This window comes from Agarivorans sp. 1_MG-2023 (assembly GCF_030548385.1).
In the GTDB taxonomy this organism is placed as follows: Bacteria; Pseudomonadota; Gammaproteobacteria; order Enterobacterales; family Celerinatantimonadaceae; genus Agarivorans.
This window is the reverse complement of record NZ_JAUOSJ010000002.1, coordinates 187140-206064: the sequence shown is the minus strand read 5'-3', so window position 1 is coordinate 206064 and position 18925 is coordinate 187140. Positions and strand designations below refer to the sequence as shown.

The 18925-nt window shown below is 42.9% G+C and carries 25 protein-coding genes; 11 read left to right on the top strand and 14 right to left on the bottom strand.

What is annotated here, in order from left to right:
• Position 1: 1 nt before the first annotated feature.
• The 3 genes from Q4592_RS03030 to Q4592_RS03020 all read right to left on the bottom strand — a co-directional run bounded on the left by Q4592_RS03030 (position 2) and on the right by Q4592_RS03020 (position 1422).
• Positions 2–466 (bottom strand): TIGR02444 family protein, encoded by a 465-nt coding sequence (locus Q4592_RS03030; RefSeq protein ID WP_303509617.1) that lies wholly within the window; start codon positions 464–466, stop codon positions 2–4.
• A gap of 216 nt (positions 467–682) precedes the next feature.
• Entirely contained in the window at positions 683–895 is a 213-nt protein-coding gene (locus Q4592_RS03025; protein WP_137672135.1) for a cold-shock protein, read from the bottom strand.
• A gap of 272 nt (positions 896–1167) precedes the next feature.
• Positions 1168–1422, bottom strand: a complete 255-nt coding sequence (locus Q4592_RS03020) for a DUF3820 family protein (RefSeq protein WP_303509612.1) — start codon at positions 1420–1422, stop codon at positions 1168–1170.
• A gap of 87 nt (positions 1423–1509) precedes the next feature.
• On the opposite strand from Q4592_RS03020, the gene Q4592_RS03015 reads away from it, so the two are divergent.
• From Q4592_RS03015 to Q4592_RS03005, 3 genes are all read left to right on the top strand, one after another.
• Positions 1510–1791 carry a pyrimidine/purine nucleoside phosphorylase gene (locus tag Q4592_RS03015; protein WP_303509609.1) on the top strand — a complete coding sequence of 94 codons (282 nt, stop codon included), beginning with the start codon at positions 1510–1512 and terminating at the stop codon, positions 1789–1791.
• A 6-nt stretch (positions 1792–1797) separates the two neighbouring features.
• Positions 1798–2076 carry a hypothetical protein gene (locus tag Q4592_RS03010; protein ID WP_201798692.1) on the top strand — a complete coding sequence of 93 codons (279 nt, stop codon included), beginning with the start codon at positions 1798–1800 and terminating at the stop codon, positions 2074–2076.
• A gap of 179 nt (positions 2077–2255) precedes the next feature.
• Positions 2256–3443 carry an OmpP1/FadL family transporter gene (locus Q4592_RS03005; RefSeq protein WP_303509607.1) on the top strand — a complete coding sequence of 396 codons (1188 nt, stop codon included), beginning with the start codon at positions 2256–2258 and terminating at the stop codon, positions 3441–3443.
• Between the two features lie 33 nt (positions 3444–3476).
• Here the strand turns inward: Q4592_RS03005 and phrB are convergent, their stop codons facing one another.
• Both phrB and Q4592_RS02995 read right to left on the bottom strand, forming a co-directional pair.
• Positions 3477–4928 carry a deoxyribodipyrimidine photo-lyase gene (gene phrB, locus Q4592_RS03000; protein ID WP_303509604.1) on the bottom strand — a complete coding sequence of 484 codons (1452 nt, stop codon included), beginning with the start codon at positions 4926–4928 and terminating at the stop codon, positions 3477–3479.
• Positions 4929–5004: 76 nt separating this feature from the next.
• Positions 5005–5340 carry a helix-turn-helix domain-containing protein gene (locus tag Q4592_RS02995; protein WP_137672140.1) on the bottom strand — a complete coding sequence of 112 codons (336 nt, stop codon included), beginning with the start codon at positions 5338–5340 and terminating at the stop codon, positions 5005–5007.
• Positions 5341–5447: 107 nt separating this feature from the next.
• On the opposite strand from Q4592_RS02995, the gene Q4592_RS02990 reads away from it, so the two are divergent.
• Positions 5448–6212 (top strand): SDR family NAD(P)-dependent oxidoreductase, encoded by a 765-nt coding sequence (locus tag Q4592_RS02990; protein ID WP_303509601.1) that lies wholly within the window; start codon positions 5448–5450, stop codon positions 6210–6212.
• Between the two features lie 22 nt (positions 6213–6234).
• Here the strand turns inward: Q4592_RS02990 and Q4592_RS02985 are convergent, their stop codons facing one another.
• The 5 genes from Q4592_RS02985 to Q4592_RS02965 all read right to left on the bottom strand — a co-directional run bounded on the left by Q4592_RS02985 (position 6235) and on the right by Q4592_RS02965 (position 8125).
• Positions 6235–6618: a VOC family protein gene (locus Q4592_RS02985; protein ID WP_303510234.1), complete on the bottom strand. Its 384-nt coding sequence runs from the start codon at positions 6616–6618 to the stop codon at positions 6235–6237.
• Between the two features lie 2 nt (positions 6619–6620).
• On the bottom strand, positions 6621–6980 hold the full coding sequence (locus Q4592_RS02980; RefSeq protein ID WP_303509597.1) for a hypothetical protein: 360 nt from the start codon (positions 6978–6980) through the stop codon (positions 6621–6623).
• Between the two features lie 19 nt (positions 6981–6999).
• Complete coding sequence (locus Q4592_RS02975; protein WP_303509595.1) at positions 7000–7365, bottom strand: hypothetical protein; 366 nt, start codon at positions 7363–7365, stop codon at positions 7000–7002.
• Positions 7366–7444: 79 nt separating this feature from the next.
• Positions 7445–7681 carry a DUF333 domain-containing protein gene (locus Q4592_RS02970; protein WP_303509592.1) on the bottom strand — a complete coding sequence of 79 codons (237 nt, stop codon included), beginning with the start codon at positions 7679–7681 and terminating at the stop codon, positions 7445–7447.
• Positions 7682–7828: 147 nt separating this feature from the next.
• Positions 7829–8125, bottom strand: a complete 297-nt coding sequence (locus Q4592_RS02965; protein WP_303509590.1) for a Dabb family protein — start codon at positions 8123–8125, stop codon at positions 7829–7831.
• Between the two features lie 295 nt (positions 8126–8420).
• Between Q4592_RS02965 and Q4592_RS02960 the strand changes: the two genes are divergently transcribed.
• The 3 genes from Q4592_RS02960 to Q4592_RS02950 all read left to right on the top strand — a co-directional run bounded on the left by Q4592_RS02960 (position 8421) and on the right by Q4592_RS02950 (position 12008).
• Complete coding sequence (locus Q4592_RS02960; RefSeq protein ID WP_303509587.1) at positions 8421–9671, top strand: OmpP1/FadL family transporter; 1251 nt, start codon at positions 8421–8423, stop codon at positions 9669–9671.
• A 175-nt stretch (positions 9672–9846) separates the two neighbouring features.
• On the top strand, positions 9847–10554 hold the full coding sequence (locus tag Q4592_RS02955) for an SDR family NAD(P)-dependent oxidoreductase (RefSeq protein ID WP_303509584.1): 708 nt from the start codon (positions 9847–9849) through the stop codon (positions 10552–10554).
• A 239-nt stretch (positions 10555–10793) separates the two neighbouring features.
• A complete protein-coding gene (locus tag Q4592_RS02950) occupies positions 10794–12008 on the top strand; it encodes a polysaccharide pyruvyl transferase family protein (protein ID WP_303509582.1) in 1215 nt (404 codons plus the stop codon).
• Between the two features lie 86 nt (positions 12009–12094).
• Here Q4592_RS02950 and Q4592_RS02945 read toward each other — a convergent pair whose 3' ends face one another.
• Positions 12095–12658, bottom strand: a complete 564-nt coding sequence (locus Q4592_RS02945) for a TetR/AcrR family transcriptional regulator (RefSeq protein ID WP_303509579.1) — start codon at positions 12656–12658, stop codon at positions 12095–12097.
• A gap of 177 nt (positions 12659–12835) precedes the next feature.
• On the opposite strand from Q4592_RS02945, the gene Q4592_RS02940 reads away from it, so the two are divergent.
• The gene (locus Q4592_RS02940) at positions 12836–13486 is read left to right on the top strand and encodes a peroxiredoxin-like family protein (protein WP_303509576.1); all 651 of its coding nucleotides are present in this window, start codon (positions 12836–12838) and stop codon (positions 13484–13486) included.
• Between the two features lie 7 nt (positions 13487–13493).
• On the opposite strand, the gene Q4592_RS02935 is transcribed toward Q4592_RS02940, so the two are convergent.
• Positions 13494–14342 (bottom strand): AraC family transcriptional regulator, encoded by an 849-nt coding sequence (locus tag Q4592_RS02935; RefSeq protein WP_303509574.1) that lies wholly within the window; start codon positions 14340–14342, stop codon positions 13494–13496.
• A gap of 33 nt (positions 14343–14375) precedes the next feature.
• Complete coding sequence (locus tag Q4592_RS02930) at positions 14376–14954, bottom strand: LysE family translocator (RefSeq protein ID WP_303509571.1); 579 nt, start codon at positions 14952–14954, stop codon at positions 14376–14378.
• A gap of 228 nt (positions 14955–15182) precedes the next feature.
• On the opposite strand from Q4592_RS02930, the gene Q4592_RS02925 reads away from it, so the two are divergent.
• Positions 15183–15437, top strand: a complete 255-nt coding sequence (locus tag Q4592_RS02925; RefSeq protein WP_303509568.1) for a TIGR02647 family protein — start codon at positions 15183–15185, stop codon at positions 15435–15437.
• A gap of 65 nt (positions 15438–15502) precedes the next feature.
• Here the strand turns inward: Q4592_RS02925 and Q4592_RS02920 are convergent, their stop codons facing one another.
• A complete protein-coding gene (locus Q4592_RS02920; RefSeq protein WP_303509565.1) occupies positions 15503–16150 on the bottom strand; it encodes a MarC family protein in 648 nt (215 codons plus the stop codon).
• Between the two features lie 190 nt (positions 16151–16340).
• Here Q4592_RS02920 and Q4592_RS02915 point away from each other — a divergent pair, with 190 nt between their 5' ends.
• Positions 16341–16934 (top strand): LemA family protein, encoded by a 594-nt coding sequence (locus Q4592_RS02915; protein WP_303509562.1) that lies wholly within the window; start codon positions 16341–16343, stop codon positions 16932–16934.
• A gap of 16 nt (positions 16935–16950) precedes the next feature.
• Positions 16951–18924 carry a M48 family metallopeptidase gene (locus tag Q4592_RS02910; protein WP_303509559.1) on the top strand — a complete coding sequence of 658 codons (1974 nt, stop codon included), beginning with the start codon at positions 16951–16953 and terminating at the stop codon, positions 18922–18924.
• Position 18925: the final 1 nt, after the last annotated feature.

Sequence of the window (18925 nt, the reverse complement as noted above, 5' to 3'; positions counted from 1 at the left end):
CCTATTGCAAGGCTGCTTTCAGGGTACTTAAATATTGAGCCGCCTCCTCGGGCTGCTCAATATAAGTATTAAGCGCTAATTCTGCGGTTTGTCCGCCAGGATGGCGCTGCTGACTTAATACCAGTAATTGTTGCTGCCTGCGCTCAAGTTTAAGCTCATGTTTCAATAACAATTGGTACTGACGTTCACTAAGGTGGGGCTTCATGGCCTGGCGGTGTTGCCGAAAATCACTGAGTTTTTGTTCGCTGCTACGAATTTGGGTGAGTAATAGTTCTAAATTAACGGTCCAGCGCTGCTGTTGGCAAAAACTCAACCACAACAACAAATTCACATTACGCTGATGTTGATTTTGCAACCATAAACAATGTTGTTTAACTTCCGGCCTTGAATATACTTTTTCAGAATAATGCCAAAAGTTATCAGCAATACTTTGCAGCTCAGGAACCAAACAAGATTTTGAAATCACGGCCTACCCTACTCCATACAAACTTATAAAGCCCAAGTACTGCGCTTTATAAAGACCCGAACGGCTTAAAATCTTTCTTTTTACTTGTGCAGCAGCTTAACAAAGCCGCTAAGTGCCTGACAACACGCAAACTATTCAACATTAGTCGTAGGTGTAAACAAAAAAAAACGCTATCTAAGTAGATAGCGTTTTAACTGAAACTGACAACTGCGTGGCTTATAGGGCAGTTACGTTTTCAGCTTGAGGGCCTTTTTGGCCTTGAACAACTTCAAAAGTTACCGATTGACCTTCAGTTAAGGTACGGCGACCGTCTCCATTGATAGCGCGAAAGTGAACAAAAACGTCCGGACCTTTCTCTTGTGCAATAAAACCAAAACCTTTTTCATCATTGAACCATTTAACGGTTCCTGATAATACCTGACCTGACATTATCGTCCTCTCATATTTCAAGTGCAAATTAACGTATTAGCTAGGCAAGCCAGCGACAAAAAGTTAACCCAACCTAAAACTAGAATGGCCAAAACCTTTGGTATATCAACAAGCATTGCAACAGCGATTTACATTCTCTACTAAATACTCAATAAGATCAGCCTCAAATCATCAATAAAGTGTTAAATTTTGATTAAAGTGCTAAACAAAAGCATTTAGAAATAACACGCTAGCAAAGAGATGAGCGAAAAACAACCAGTTGTAGATGAATTTTAATTCGATTTTGAGTTCATAAGTGGCCAAATGATCTTTTCCAAGCCAGCTATTTGAATTTCAAGGGCTAATGCCATTAACTCACCCAATTCTCCCTTTGGAAAACCATCGTTGTTTACAAACCACAGCAGGTACTCTTCAGGCAGGCGAATAATTTCTCGCCCTGCATACTTACCAAATGGCATTTTGTGGCGAGCAATTTTTAGTAACATAGTTTTATCAAAAGGCTCGTTAGCGTTTAGCTGTTCATTCATTGTGCAAATAACTCATTGGTCGATCCAAATGCCTCCACATTATGCTAGCCTGCTGTTTTGCACAATCGATTCAAACAAGGAAATGTAATGTTGAAGAGCAACGAATACTTTGGCGGACAAGTGAAATCTATCGGTTTTACCGGCAAAGAAAAGCCAACGTCGGTAGGTGTAATGGCAATTGGTGAATATGAATTCGGCACTGCGGAGCCAGAGTTAATGGTAGTTGTTGCTGGTGAGTTGATTGTGAAATTACCAGGCGAAAGTGATTGGACAAGCTACAAAGACGGTCAACAGTTCAATGTTGGCGGCAATGCTAAGTTTCAGGTAAAAGTACCGACTGAAACAGCCTATTTGTGCGTATACGGCTAAGTTTTCATGATAAAAAAAGATCCAGAAACGCTGCTTAAAAAGCGCCCTCAGTTAATCCATTCAGAAGACATGAAGGTGTCTTCTCACGTACAGCGTGAGCAAGACGACTGGGTCTTACATACCATCATGATAAGCGGCTACGATGTACCGTTTATTTACAAACGAAAACAACGCTATCAAGATTTAACCGGAGCTAGAGTCAATTTAAGTTATTACCCCAGCCAGCAACTTCGAGCAGGCTTTGAATTCGAGATAATGAAGGTAGTCCGCTTACGCCGCAGCTAACGGCTAATAATAGACTCTTCTCTCTCCCCCCTTCAACTGCCAAAAACCACCGTTTCAATCAACTTATCTGCTTTTATTGATTCATAGTGATCTATTTTTCAGCATTATATTCTGTTTGCTTTACACTCCGCGCGGCCTGAACAGGCACAACTACAATCAAACATCTTATAGGCCACTTCATGTTAACTATGATTCGCGCAATTTTATGCGGCGTTTTACTTGCTAGTTTTTCTAGTTACCTATTTGCCGGAGGCTATCACCTTCCGCAAGCTTCTTACGCCAACTTAGGTACTGCCGGAGCAGGTGATGGTGTGTATCGCGAATCTTCTGCCGCTATTTGGGCGAATCCAGCTATTATGTCGTTTATGGACCGAGATATATTCACGGTAAACGGCTTAGCTTTAAATCTCTCAAATACCTATTACGACCATGAAAATAGTGACGACAACTCTCGTGATTCAGGTGGTTGGTTAGGTGCAGCAGGCTTGTTTTATAACAAGACGCTAAACGAAGACTGGACCGCTGGCGTTGCCTTTACCACAATTGGTGGAGCAGCCTTAGATTACGGTTCTGGCTGGAAAGGCTCTACCCAAGTGGTTGATACCAGCTTAGTGACGCTGCAACTAAATCCTTCGCTAAGCTACAAGCTTAACGACAAATTATCTATAGCTGCGGGTATTCAAGCCAACTACGCCTCTATTGATATGAGCAGCCAACTACTAGGCCAGCCCTTAAGCATGACTCCAACCGATGACTGGGCGTTTGGATACAACCTTGGTCTAGTTTATCAATTCAACCAAGACACCATTGCTGGTATCAGTTATCGCTCAAAGCTTGAACACCAATTTAACGACAATGTGTCTTACCTCAATCAAAATGCTGATTACTCAATGGCCATTGACGCGGTAGCGTTTGCTCGCGCAGATGTTAGTCACCAGCTAAATCAAGATTGGCGCTTATTCAGCACCCTATCTTGGTACCAATGGAGCGACTTTAAAAGTACTGAGCTGATCATTGCCTCTTCAGACCAAAGCATTACCAGAAACTGGCAAGATACTTGGGCTATGGCTGTGGGTACTGATTACCAAATTAACCAAGATTGGCGGATAAAGTTTGGCTTCTCTTACGAAACCTCTCCACTAGACGACGCTCAGTATCAAGCCCCCGATTTACCGGTAGACAGACAAATTCGTTACTCGGTTGGGTTAAGTACTTTGATTAACGAAGTGCCGGTGGACTTTTTCTACGAGTACTCTGATTTAGGCTCGCCAGAAGTTAACCAAGACCAGCAAATGTTACCTAGCAAAAACTTAGTCGGTCACTTTGATATGGATATGCACTTCTTGGGTTTTGCGGTGAGCTTTTAATATCAAGCTTCACACTATTAGCCAATGTGCCGCTTATGATTGCGCCTGGCTTTTGGCTTGTTCAAACAAGCTCAAAGCCAACTTTCGCTGAATGGCATGATCAACAATCGGCATAGGGTAGTTTACTGAGGTGGCGTTTTTCTCCGCCCATGTATGCGGTTGATGGGCATGTTTTCCTGGCACCTCTGCCAGCTCTGGCAACCAATAGCGGACAAAGTCGCCATTTGGGTCAAAACGTTGTGCCTGAGTGGTAGGGTTAAAAATGCGAAAATAAGGCTGTGCGTCTGTACCGGTAGACGCAGCCCATTGCCAACCACCGTTATTAGAAGCAAAGTCACCATCAATCAAATGTTGCATGAACCAGCGCTCACCTTCTCGCCAACTCACTAACAAATCTTTCGTTAAAAAGCTTGCCACAATCATTCGTAAACGGTTATGCATCCAGCCTGTTTGCTTAAGCTGCAACATTGCAGCATCTACTATTGGATAGCCGGTTCTGCCCTCTTGCCAGGCTTTTAGTAGCTGTTCATCGTGTTGCCAGTTAACGGCCTCAGTCCACGCTATATACGCTTGCCCTTTGCACAATCTAGGGTTAGCAGCAATTAAGTGTCGATAAAACTCTCGCCACACAATTTCACTTAACCAAGTGAATGTGCCGCCTTCTTGGGCCTCTAAACAACGCGGATGATCCAGATAGATTCGCGCTAAACACTGCCTAGGCGAAAGCATGCCTAAGGCCAAATAAGCCGAAAGCTTGCTAGTGCCAGCTTGTGCGGGAAAGTCACGAGCAGCCTTATAGTCGGCAGCTTTACTGGCGCTAAAATCTCGTAACTGCTGAATAATCTGCTTATCGTCGCAAGCCCAGTGACTGCTATCAACCAGCGGGTAATCACATTTTAGCAAGGGCTTGCTTTTAAGTAGTTCAACAAAACTTGCTGGTAGAAGGTGTTTATCCACCGCAGGCGGAGTGGCTAAAGGGCTGAATTCAGCTTCAGTTAAACCACTTAGCCAGGCCTTACGAAACGGGGTGAAAACCTTAAAGCTCTCACCCGTTCGAGTAAGTACAGTGCCGGGCTTCATCACGCATTCGCCATGGTGTTGATGAAAACTAATCTGTTGAGCGTCTAAAATGTGCTCAACCGCCTCATCACGACGCAGCTCATTAAGCTCGTATTGATAATGGCAATGTACGTCAGCTGCTTGATACTGCTCACACAGCTCCACTAAGGATTGAGGAACCTGCTTAAAACTGTCTAACTGATGTACTAATAAGGGAATATTAAGTGAAGCGAGATCGTCTTGAAGTTGAGCTAAGCGGCGTAGGATTAAATCAGCTTGAATGGGAGCAAGATGATGTTGCTGCCATTGTTTGGTACATAGCAGATAGATAGCTATAACGGGCTTGCCACTGGCGACAGCAGTGCTTAGGGCGTGATTATCTTTAGTCCGTAAGTCATTTCTAAACCACAGTATTTGGACGCTCATTAGATACCTTTTCGCTTAATTCTATTCGCTAAAAACGTAAGTAAACTCTTAAGGGATCAAATGATTAGACTACTAATCATAAGGCGATCTCTTGTTGTAGATCTTCTAATTGCTCAAGAATGCGTAAAAACTTGCTGCCAAACTCGGTAACTTGGTACTCAACTCTAGGCGGGACTTCTGAATATTCAATTCGCTTCAAAATACCAAACTCCAGATTTTTACGTAAACATTCGTTTAGCACTTTAGTACTTAAGCCTTCTACATTTCGCACCATTTCCCCTGGGCGATTAATTCCACTGGCTAACAATTGATACACTGTTAACGACCATTTACAGCCGTAAATAGTCTCTACCATTCGGGCACTTCGTTCTGGTGCTGATTTTCGTGAAAATAATAATTCTTTATTTTTCATTAAGATGTACTCAAAAGTACCTAGGGTACTGGTTTGTGCCTACTTTTCTCGATAGCCCAATGTTCCATAAGATGAAGCGGAACTCAAACACTTCTAAAGGAATAATCATGAACCCGAGCACTCAGTCTTATGCGTTAATTATTGGTGGATCAAGCGGCATTGGTTTCGCCACTGCAAAACAGCTTTTGGCAGAAAAAAAGTCGGTAATTATTGTGGCTCGTTCAGCAGATAAACTCAGCCAAGCCAAACAGGAGTTATCGGCTTTAGGTGAGGTGCACACCTGGCAAGCTGATTTGTACCAAACAGCCGATGTTTCAGCATTGATAGAAAAAATCGAAGGTTTTGATGCTATCGACCAACTAGTAAACGCCGCGGGTTACTTTAAACCCACTGGATTTTTAGAGCACAGTGGTGACGATTACCACCAATACATGCAATTGAATCAGGCATTATTTTTTATTAGCCAGGCAGTAGCAAAAAATATGGTAAAAAATGGCGGAGGAAGCATAGTAAACATAGGCTCAATGTGGGCACACCAAGCTGTAAAAGCGACGCCGTCCTCAGCCTACTCGATGGCTAAAGCTGGCTTGCATGCGCTAACTCAGCATCTTGCCATGGAGTTAGCCGAATTTAATATTCGCGTAAACGCAGTGGCACCAGCAGTAGTAAAAACGCCGATTTACCATGCTTTTATCGCTCCAGAAGCCTTAGATGAAAGCTTGGCTAGCTTTGACGCTTTTCATCCCATTGGACGCATTGGCAGCGTAGATGATGTGGCCAACAGCGTCAGCTTTTTGCTCAGTGACAAGGCCAGTTGGGTAACCGGCGCAATTTGGGATGTAGACGGCGGAGTGATGGCAGGAAGAAACTAAGCAGCCTTAATCTAAAAAGTGATTACTGCTGATAAAGCTCTAATGGTAAGCCATCAGGATCACTGAAAAAGGTAAATTGCTTATTGGTGTAGGGGTCAACCCTAACGGGTTCAACCTCTACCCCTTGTTGCTCCAAATAGCCAATAACTTGCTCAATGTTATCTACCGCAAAAGCTAAATGGCGCAAGCCTTGCGCCTCAGGAAAGCTCGCTCGCGGCGGCGCGTCCACAAAGGAAAACAATTCTATTTGTTCACCGCTTGATAGCGCTAAATCTAACTTATAAGAGTCACGCTGCTCGCGATAATGCTCAGCAATAATGTGCAAACCGAGTATCTGACTATAAAAGTGTTTCGAGCGAGAATAGTCTGAGCAAATAATTGCAACATGATGAAAGGCTTTAAACATCATTACTCCTGCTTTGAAGTACTTGGCTCGAGTGATTGCGCCCAGAAAAAGCCACTACAGCCCAAAACAGCCATAAGTGACATCAGGCCAATCATTACCCAGTAGCTAGGCGAGAGATGAAAAGAGCTACCCACGTTGGCTGCAATCAGCAATAAGGCAATGCCCAGTAATGCTAACACGCCACCCAGTCGCGCCAGCAGAGTCGCAATATAATCAATACTTTGCCAATAGTTAGAAGCAATGACAAACAAACCTAGGAAGACAAATACCAACGGCCACCAGCTTAAGCCAAATGCCAACAAGCTAATGCCACTGGTAGCAACGGTGATTAAGCCAAACAGCCATTTAAAAACTAGCGTCATGTTTATCCTTATTATGTTTTTAGTCTTGGGGACTTTGGCAGTTATTTGGAACCGTAAGCTGCCAGTCTATCACCCTATGTATCTCAAATACCGCAGGATACTCACTGGCAAAACCATCAGCCTGAGTTGCTAAGCGTTCGCCTTGCACAGTCACATAAATAGCTTGATAAGGTTTAGCAATATTGGCGCGGTAATACTCCAGTAACTCAGCGGTGACTAAAGGCTCTGCTTGCCACCACAACGCTTCACCGCCACAGGGAATAAACTCTCTCACTTCGTGACCAAACACAAAGCTACCTTTAATAGGCGATGCTTGAGGAGCACAACTCACCAGTGAACCAATACTAATCAATATGCACAATAGAGAATAATAGCGATGCGGCATTTCTTAATTCCTCACCATAGACAGGTAATAATAAACCAAGTAAAAGCCGAATTAAGGAAGAGAGTAATAAATGTGAGGCTTAGTCTAAACTGGCGCGGTAAAACTCCCACTGCTCAATAACTCTGCCATCAGAAAAGTGACAGTAACCTACTTCACCTTCTTTGGTTTGTTCTACTTTAGGGTCTCCGCCTTGCTCTACGCAATAGACTGAAGCAGGGTTAGCCATACTAACCGACGAGGAGTTTTCTTGCTCGGAATCACAAGCCGTTAACGCAGTAAACAGCCCAGTTAATAACAGTATCTTAAATCGCAACATCGACCATCACCATAGCTTAGATTTAACTAGACACTTTAAGTAAAAATATACTAGCTTGTAGCATTTCGTCATCATAGTTGATTAAAAACGCAGCAACAAGTGAATAGGCAAATGAAAACAAGTGGTAAGACCTAGTTAAGCACACTCTTAAACGCTGTAATCAAACACAATAATGTCTTCCAATAAAGGCACAAAGTGTTGCTTGAGCAAGTCGTGATCGGGGTGAGGCAAATATCGCTGGCGCGCCGCTTCATTAGCAAAAGTCATCACCACACTATATTCGTAGTCTTTATTTAAGCCCTCAGGGCTATTATTTGTTCCCCATTCCACCTCAACCACGCCTTCGATTTTTGATGGTATCGTTAAAAAGTCTTGCTGTGCTGTCTTAATATCAGCTTTGCTCGCGTGAGCTTTAAACTTAAACAGTAAAATGTGACGGATCATTTTTAACTCCTGACTAAACGTTTTGCTTATGATCTCAAAGTTTAGCGAATTGTTAATAGCACTAAAAAGCGAACAAAAAACACACTATCAAAAAACGAAACTGCTGAAAGCCTTGTATTTAAAGGGCTAAGTCCAATTATTTATGCTGTTATCAAGCATTTCAATATTAGAATATTTGCTCTGGTCGGAGTTGTAGAGGACTGATCAGTTGCCTAAGATGCGCCAATATTACAAAAATAAAACAAAACAGTTACGCCTAGCGGACTGAATGCACTCCTCTTAGAGACCAGTAGTTATGAATAAACGTAAAATAAGTCTACTTGCCATCAGCATTTCACTTGTTACCGGCCACAGCCTTGCAGCAGGCTTCCAACTAAACAGCCAATCTGCAACCGGTATAGGTCGCGCATTTTCTGGTGACGCCGTTATCGCCGACAATGCTTCGGTATTGTCACGTAACCCTGCCGCCATGGCAATGTTTGACCGCAAAGCCTTATCACTTGGTTTAACTTACGCCGACGTAGACGTCACCATTAAAGATGTTGGCTACACGACTCCTTTTGGTAGTGAAAACCTTGGCAGCGAGAATGATGCCGCCGACAATAAAGTAATTCCAAACATCTACTACATCCATCCGATTAACGATGCCTTTGCCGTTGGTGTTGGCGCGTTTAGTAATTTTGGTACCGGCACAGATATTAGCTCGCTAAACAACAGTGGAGCTTCAATGACACCGGTTGATTTATTGGGTGAAACTGAAATTGTCACCTCAACCTTCAATGCCAGTGTGTCTTACCGCATCAACCAACAGTTTAGCATTGGTGCTGGCCTCGATTTAATTTACGGAGAAGGTAAGTTAAAGCGCGCAGGCGAAATCCAAGGCGGAACAAATGTACAAAGTACAATGGTTGATGTTGAAGCCGATGGCTGGGCCCTAGGTGGTATTGTTGGTGCAACTTACGAAATTAACGATAGAAACCGTTTAGGCATGAGCTACCGTGTCAGCCCTACCTTTAAAGCTGACGGTAAAGTAGAGTATGGATTCCCTGTCCGCAATACTTATGACGAAATTCATATACCACTTCCAAATATCTTTCAAGTAGCTGGTTACCACGAGCTAAGCCCTAAGTGGGCGGTTCACTACACTGCACAGCACACTAGCTGGGGTGATTTTGACCACATTACTGTTACCGGTTCTGCGCCAGACGCTACGGTTAAAAGCTACCATTGGAAGAACTCTTGGTTGTTTAGCGTAGGTGGTACTTACACAATTAACCAAAACTGGACAGCTCGCGCGGGTTACATGCACGACAAAGGCGTAGTAGATGAGGTAAGTTCGCTATCTATTCCCGATTCAGACCGTAACTGGTATACCGCTGGTGCTAGTTATCACTTAAACAAAAATGCCACTATTGATTTTGGTATCGCCTTTGTTCGCGGTGAAGATGTTGAAGTACGTGAAATGAGCGCAATTACCGGTGAAGTAATTGGCCACACCCGTTCAGACGCTGTTTACTACTCTATGCAATACAGCCACTTGTTCTAAAACTGACCCAAATGAATGGTAAGCGCAAGGCTTGCCATTCTATTTTTCCCATTACAAATAGTCAGCCCCCCCAACTTTAGTTCACTTTAACCTCTCAACTAATACCGCCTTAATAAACCAAACTCGCGACTGCTGCGTATACATAGTATGAGTGTAATTCTATGAGTTGTTATAAATGCAAGTAGTGGTAATAGCAGGAAGCGGTGGCATAGGTTTAGCCTTGGTTAAACTCTTATGCCAAAGAGCAGATGTACGGCACATTACCGCTACGTGGCATAAACACAGGCAAGACTTTTCTCACCCCAAACTTACTTGGCAGCAACTGGATTTAAGCGACGAACAGCAAATCGCGGGCTTATTCAAACAAATAGATCAGCTTGATTGGCTAATTAACTGCGCAGGCGTATTGCACTCTCAGCAACTAAAGCCAGAGAAGAGCTTGTCACAATGCCAAGCAGACAACTTCATGTTAAGCATGCAGTTAAATGCTTTACCTAGCTTGCTGCTAGCCAAACACGCAGCCAAGCCATTAAAAACAAGTGATGACGCTAAGTTTGTGAGTGTGTCGGCTAAGGTCGGTTCAATAAGTGATAACCGTTTAGGTGGCTGGCACAGCTATCGAAGCGCTAAAGCAGCGTTAAATATGGTACTCAAAAACATTGCAATAGAATGGCAACGCAGCCACCCCAAGGTATGTGTTACCGCTTGGCATCCCGGTACAACGGATACCGAGTTATCAAAACCTTTTCAACGAAATGTGCCTGCTGGCAAGTTATTATCTAGCCAACAAAGCGCCAGCTTGTTGCTTGAAAAGCTAGTCCAACTAAAGCCGGAAAACACCGGTCAATTTTGGGCATGGGACGGCAGCCAAATAGGCTGGTAACTGAAATTTAGTGTTAAGTTATTCTTAACATATCAAATGGTATATAAATCAGTAACTCACTTCAAATACAAAAACTCTTCGAGCGAAAAAGGTAGTTCACTTTACCCTCAAAAAAATCTGGTTGCAGAAGGCCACCAATACCTTACAATCACCCTTCCAGTGTTATACAAAAGCTACATTGAGGCTCTTCAAGACTCAGTTACTAGCTTTGAATTATATAAAAGTCCAAGGACGGGATAATGATTTTTACTATTGTAAACCAACCAACTAGAAATAAAGGCGATTACGCTGCTTTTAAATCTCTAGTAAACCTCATCAAAGTGGAATATCCAAACGCTACTATAAACTGTTTATTTACTACAAAAGATCATGATCCTTTATTCAATAATGTATCAGAGGTTAATTCCATTGATAGCGATTTGTTTTCTTTGTGGAGAATCTCGAAAATTTGTCTACAATTTCCTTTTTTATTCAAAATAATCGCGTTGCTTCCAAAATATAATAAGTATGCTGATGTTATAAAAAATTCTGATGTAGTCGTTCTTGCTCCAGGCGGTCTAGAAATAGGGCTTTATCAAGAATGGTCTGTTCTTTGGAGCCTAGCATTCGCGCATTCCCACAACGTTAAGTATGCTATCTATTCTAGGTCTATAGGTAAATTTGTTAACCAAACAGCCAAAGACAGAGAGTTCATAAAATATGCTGTGAAATACCTTAGCCACTCGCAATTCAATGGTTTAAGAGAAGAAAAAAGTCAAGAATTTGCAAACATGCTTGGTTTACACTATTACCCAGCTATAGATGTGGTTTATAGCAATACACCAAATAACGTTCTTAAATCGGATTTAATTCAAGGGATTAAAAAAAACTTCGTTATTTTTGTGCCGTCTAAGTTTAGCAATTGGCACCCTGACTTTAATGATAAGTCACAAGAAGTTTTGGATAATATCTATAAGAAAATCATTTCACAAATAGTTCAAAGTGGAAAGAAAGTTGTAATGTTACCGCATGCATACGGTAGAGGGGATATTGACGACTGTCATTACTTCGAAAGCCTAATGGTTAGCGAGTCTAAGGATTCATGTATAATTGTAAATGATCAGGTCGATACCGATGAGTATCAAGCAATTATTAAAGCAGCAGACTTCGCAATATCGACTAGATTACATCAAGCAATTTTTGCGATTAATAATCACACTCCTGTTATTTGTCTCAGCTATGAGCATAAAATGGAGGCCATGATGAAGATGCTAGATTTAGGTGAATTTTCCATGAATCTAAGCTCAATAACTGATAATCAAGAAAAGCTCCAAAATCTAATCAATCAATTCATTCAGTCTCCAACCGAAAGTGAAGGTAAATTTGTCACTGCACAAAAAAAAGCATTTTCAATAGCCACTAGCTCTTTTAAAAACTTTATAAATTGTATTAAGAATGGAAGTTACTTAAAGTAAATTACTATATCTATACACTATCAAACTAACGAACTTACCTTTAGGTTTAGTTCGTTAGTTTCTGTTAAAAGAACTTTTATATAATGCTAATTAATCCTTAGTTTCCAAGGCAACCAAGGCAAACCTACTTGCAGCGCTTGGCGCATTTTCTCTAAGCTACTTTGGTGATAACTATAAACGCGAATGCCAAAGATATGCAGCATCAGACTACAGGCTTTAGCCTTAGCCTCTGGCTCATCATAAATTTGCATTAGAAACTCACTATACAGTGCTTCAATTTGTTGTAGTTGCTCGCTCACCAAAGTTTGCAGCTCGGGCTCGTCACTAAACTCCAATTGGCTCTTTACCAAAAAGCAGCTGCAGTAATCACTGTTAAGTGACTGCTCTAACATGCTATCCAAGATCTGACAGATGCCTAATTCAATATTGCTAGCAGCACTTAAACTCGCTTGAATACCTTGCAGCGAAGCTTGGCAGTAATGTGTTAATGACTCTTTAAACAAAGCCTCTTTGTTACCAAAAGCCAAATAAACACTGCCCGGTTTTAGGCCTGTGTGCTGAAATACTTGCTGCATAGAGGTGGCGTGATAGCCCACTCGCCAAAACAAATTAGCGGATTGCTCTAGAACTTGCTCTCGTTGAAACTGCATCTTTGCCATATTGGATGTATTCGCCTTTACGCTTAGCTGTGCGTATTAAGTATACCTTGTGTATTAGCAATAAGCATCTTTTTGAATGTTTGTTCAAAATTAACTTGAATGATCATTCAAGTGATGTTTGAATGTTCATTCAAGAAATCATCACAACTTAAGAACAAAGGAATTATCATGAGTTTGCAAACAGAGATCGCCGATTACATTGCTTCTTTCATCCAAAAAGCGCCCTTAGACGTTCAGCAAGTGATGAAACAGGCCACTAAAAATTTAAGCGAAAGTAACATAGCAGCAAATACCCCGCAGCAAGGGCAAGCGCTTCTTAGCTTTACCCTCGCCAACCAAAACGGCGAGAAGGTATCACTAAACGCATTATTAAAAGACGGTCCGCTTGTTGTAACGTTTTACCGCGGTGGCTGGTGTCCTTACTGTAATTTAGAGCTGCGTGCTTACCAGCAAATTTTGCCGCAAATAAAAGCCCTAGGTGCTAACTTAGTTGCCATTACTCCAGAGCTACCAGACGCCTCGTTAAGCACTACCGAGAAAAACGAGTTACAGTTCCAAGTATTATCTGATGTAAATGCAGAGTATGCCAAAAGCTTAGATATTGTATTTGCCCTACCTGAAGAATTACGCCCAATTTACTCATCTTTTGGTATTGAAGTAGAGCAACATAATGGCGCAGGCCAATTTGATTTACCGCTTGCTGCCACCTTTGTAGTTGGTCAAGACGGCAGCATAGCCAGTGCGTTTGTAGAAGCCGATTACACAAAACGCCAAGAACCTAGTGACTTATTGCCAGTGCTAACGTCACTCAATAACTAAGCTTTAGCTACACAAAGAAGCCTTGGTACTGCCTTGGGGTTAAGGCCAAGCGCTTCTTAAAGTTTCGTTGAAAATGACTTTGGTCGGCAAAGCCTAAAGCCAACGCGGTGTCTGCAATGCTACTACCTTCCCGCAATAAGGTTTTTGCCCGATTGATTCGTTGATTAAGCTGAAACGCATGTGGCGACAAGCCAAAACGGCGCTTAAAACTTCTCACTAAGTGGTAACGGCTTAAACCTGCAACTTCAGCCAACTCACTTAAACTCAGGGAGCAAGACAGCTGATCTTGAATACACTCTTGAACACGTTTAATTTGCGGCTTTGCTGAGCAACTCGCGTCACGTCTAACATCAGCACCTTGGCCAAACTGACTTTCAAAAAATTGAATTAACAAGCTTTCTTGCTGTAAACCATCATGATCATGTTTGATCGCAGAGAACAGCTCAGCCAGTAAGGTAAAAGTCGCGGGATCATCTGCATAATGTTGCTCAAATGGCTGGTAGTCACTGGCAGGTTTCACCAGCATTTCTTGCTGTAACTCTCCCACCCAATGGCTATCGACAAACAACATGCGATAAGACCATGCGCCTTGTTTAGGGTTACAAGAGTGCACATCACCAGGGTTAATTGTTACGTTATGCCCAGCAGTAATACGATGCTGCTGTTGCATATTTTTATAAACCGCATCACCCGTATCAATTAAACCAAAAGAAAACTCATCATGCGAATGACTGTGGTAACAGGCCTGCGAATGCCGAGCTTGGCGTAACTCAATAGAAGGTAAACTCGCACTACGTTTTAGTAGTTGCTGACTGTTAGCGGCTGTTACTTGCATGGCTTTCACCTGATTAACCACATTCGCTCCTTGTAAAACGGCCACATGTAAACACTAAGATACAAATAACGACACTACAGACCCGGCCAATAACAAAGCCATCACGATATTAAAGGTGCGTTTTCTGGTGGCAGTATGTAAATAACTGGCAATAACAGAGCCCATGGCAGCCCAAGTTCCCACACCAATTAAACACACTATCAAAGAAATAGTACAGAAAACCAACAAGTAAAAAAGCGCAGGAGTTTGCGATGAAACAAATAAGCTCACACCAGACATTGCCACTAACCATGCTTTAGGATTTAAACCCTGCGCTAACGCGCCCTGTAAGGCACTGGGCGGCGCTATTATTTCTTGGTGAGTATCTTCGCTGACGGGCGATATCGCTATCTTGTAAGCCATGAACAACAAAAACGCTCCACCTACATACTGCAGCAAGCCAGTTAAACTTGGCAAAAGCTTTAGTACAGCCGTTAATGAAAAGCCACTAACAAAAACCACTAAGCAATAACTAACACTGGCACCTATTACATGCGGAAGCGCGCGCCGAAAACCAAAGTTAGCCGCAGCGCCCGTCGCAATAATATTCACAGGACCTGGAGAAATAGCACCAATTAAAGCAAAAACAATCATAGATATCACCACACTCACCTGCTTTCTCCCTAGCCCAGCTAAAAGCCAACTATATGCGCTAGCTCGCAAACTTTATTGAACAAAATTGCGCTAAGTCATAGAGAGCTGAGCAGCAGTTATTTGCGCTCAACAAAACGTTGCGTAAGGTATCACTTCTCCAATTGACAACTTGCGCAATGGCAGCGGGGTTTCTAATGTGGACGTAACAAAAAAATAAAGGAAGGCTCTATGAAATTTATTCCCAATAACATCGCCGAACTAAACTTGTTGCTACAGTTTGATATGAGCAGTTTACAAACCGGGATTAAGGTTCACCAGGACGCAGCTCCAGAACTGATTGCCGCTGCAAAAAGTTTGTTCGACAGAGGTTTAAGCACTCAAGCTGACGGCGGCTACCTTACCGATTTAGGTATTGAAGTGGCTGAACACGCTCAAAAACTATTGGCCATTATCAGCACCAAGCCTGAACACGCCACTGCCTAACATTATTGTTCTATTTTAAGTAGCCAAGTGTCTGTAGCGCTTGGCTTTTTGTTACCTAAGTCGAACTAGCTTACTGCAGCTCCCTGAAACAACAAATACGCATCGTGTACACCCTGTATTAGCATTTGCATACCAATCACTGTAAGAATTAAGCCCATTAGTCGGGTGGTAATGTTAATGCCGCTCTCGCCTACTTTCTGGATTAACTTTGGCCCCAACAAAAAGCAGATAAAAGTAATCACGCATAATGTGGCGAAGGCAATAATGGTAATGATGATATTAACTATCTCACCAGATGCTGAATAGTTCATCGCGGTGGCAATGGTGCCCGGCCCTGCGAGTATTGGCAAAGCTAAGGGGGAAATAGCAATATCCTTACCTTCGCTATCATCATTTTCGTTCGGTGTATGCGTATGCATTTTTGAGGCGTTGCCTTGTAGCATGTGGTAGCCCACTAAAAACACCAATATGCCGCCCGCTAAGCGCAGTGCTGGCAAGGTAATGCCGAACAGTTCAAAAATACCTTTACCTAACAAACAAAATGCGGCAGTGATAAAAAAGGCAACCACCAATGCCTTAAAGGCAGTTTGCTTACGCTGTAAAGGGCTTTGATTTCCGGTCATACCAACAAATACTGCTGTATTGGCAATCGGGTTCATCATCGCAAAAAAGCCCATAAATACCGTTACTGCCATAGTGGCTAAATCGTGCATTTCATCACTCGCTTGATCTTAAGAAAAGGCTAACAGTTACCATAACATTGCAAAATAGGCAGTACATTAACAAGCCTAGCCCATGCTTACTTCACAGCGTGTAAATGAACTGCTTATTAGCGCATAGTAATCTATCAGTAAATACGTATCATATTGATATTAAGTATTTAATAATTAGGAAGCTTAAGTCATGGATGTATCGTTAATTGTAATTCTAGTCATTATTGCCGCCAGTATTTTTTACGTTGTTGGCATCTATAACCGCTTGGTGAGCCTGCGTAATCGTTACAAAAATGCCTTTGCTCAAATTGAGGTACAACTTAAGCGCCGTTACGATCTTATTCCCAACTTAGTTGAAACCGCCAAAGCCTACATGTCTCACGAAAAAGAGACTCTGGAAGCGGTGATTAGTGCACGTAACGATGCCAGTGCGCTATTACGCGCTGCTGCAAGTGACCCTACAGGCAACACGCTGAATAAGCTTGCCAATGCTGAAGGGGTATTGCAGGGCGCAATGAGCAAAATGAACATTGTGATGGAAAGCTACCCAGACTTGAAAGCCAGCGACAATATGCTGCAAGTAAGCGAAGAGCTTACCACCACAGAAAACCGCGTTGCTTTTGCTCGCCAGTCTTTTAACGACTCAGTTACCGAATACAATGAATATCGCCAATCCTTTCCTCCAGTCTTTTTTGCTGCCCAATTTGGCCATAAGAAAGACGCCAGCCTATTAGAGTTTGCCGACAGCGCCGAGATTCAAACTGCACCTAAAGTGTCTTTCTAACTGCTTAGGTGTAACCATGAATTTTTTTGCCGAACAAGACCACGCTCGTCGTAACAGCAAATGGTTAGTTTTGCTGTTTGTGCTGGCGGTTATCTTACTTATAGGCTTGAGCAACGTGATTATTGCTAGCACATTTTGGCTTTTTGATAGCCATAACAATGGGCTAAATCAGGCTAATGAGGGAAGTTTTTTCTCCACCGACCTGTTCATTATGGTGAGCTTGGTGATGACCAGCGTTATTGGCTGTGCCATTGCCTTTAAATGGTATCAATTGCGCGATGGAGGCCGGCGTATTGCCGAGTCATTAGGTGGCGAGCGCTTGCTACCTAATAGCCAAGCACCAGAACAACGACAAGTACTGAATGTTGTCGAAGAAATGGCTCTTGCTTCAGGCATGCCTGTGCCCTCGGTGTATTTACTCAAAGATGAAATAGGCATTAACGCCTTTGCCGCAGGGCATACACCAGCAGATGCAGTGATAGGCATCACTCAAGGCGCTTTAGAGCAACTTAACCGCGAGCAGTTGCAAGGTGTAGTGGCTCATGAATTTAGTCATATTCTAAATGGCGACATGCGTTTAAACATGCAACTTATCGCGCTGTTAAGCGGTATTATCTTTATCTCTAACATCGGCGAGTTTGTGGTGCATAGCCAACGCTACAACAGCGTATCGCACTCCAGCCGCAACAAAAACAATGATGTTAGAGTTGTTGCGGTAGGTTTTGGTTTATTGGCCTTGGGTTGGATCGGCGCCTTTTTTGCCAACATGATTAAAGCCGCCATTAGCCGCCAACGCGAATATTTAGCCGATGCGTCAGCCGTTCAGTTTACCCGCAACCCTAACGGCATAGCCGATGCGCTAAAAATTATTGGTGGTTACGACGCGGGCTCGGGTTTACGCACACCACTTAGCCAAGAAGCCAGCCATATGTTCATTGGCGACGCTCGTCGCTTAGGCAGTTTTTTTGCGACTCACCCCGCCATTAAAACTCGTATCAAGCGTATTTTACCTCGTTGGGATGGGCAAGTAATTAAGCGAGACATAAAGAAGATCGCCGAACCTATCTATTCTAAAACCAGTCAGAAACGCGCGCAAAAACACTCTCAAGAACAATTGAAGAAAACCGTATTTGTGGCCGCTGCAGCGGAAGCCGCGATAGAGCACGTCACCAATAAATCAGCCAAAGCAGAGTACAGCTTATCGGAGCATACCGTTACCGTAAGCGGCGAGCTTGCTCATTTAGATGAAGGCTTACTTGCCCTTGCTCATGACCCATGTGGAGTGATTAGCGTGGTTTACGCTTTGTTACTTGATAGCAACGATGCACTACGTAAGAAACAACTGCATGACATCAAGGACAACTTGAGTAAAGACTCGCGAATCAACGAAACCCTACAAGCTTGGGAATGGATAAACTCGGTGGATAAAAGCTATCGCTTGCCCTTGCTTGAGCTATCCTTCCCCGCCTTAAAGTGCATGTCGGCCCTGCAATACCAGCGCTTTATGGGTAACCTACGAACTTTAATTAAAGCTGACCAACAAGTCGATATGTATGAATGGTGCCTATATCAGTTGGTGAAACACTATTTAGCCCATCAATTTGAGAAAACAACGCCCAGCAAAGCCGTCTATAAAACCACAGCAGAAGTTGCTAGGCCCTTTTCCATCGTATTATCAGCCTTTGCCTATTTTGGCCACGAACAAACTTTAGAGATACAACGCGCCTTTGGCATTGGCGCAAACAGTATTGGTTTGTACACAATTAGCCTACTTGAACGAGAACAGTGCCAAGTTGAGCATTTTGGGCCAGCAGTAAAACAACTCGCCAATGCTTACCCGCAAGTCAAACAACGAATACTTAGGGCGCTTGTCGCCTGTATTTGCTTAGACAAACAACTCACTATTTTAGAAAACGAGATGATCCGCTGTATTGCAGCGGTCATGGATTGCCCCGGTCCCCAAATTAGCTTGGGTGTGCGCCGCACATAAA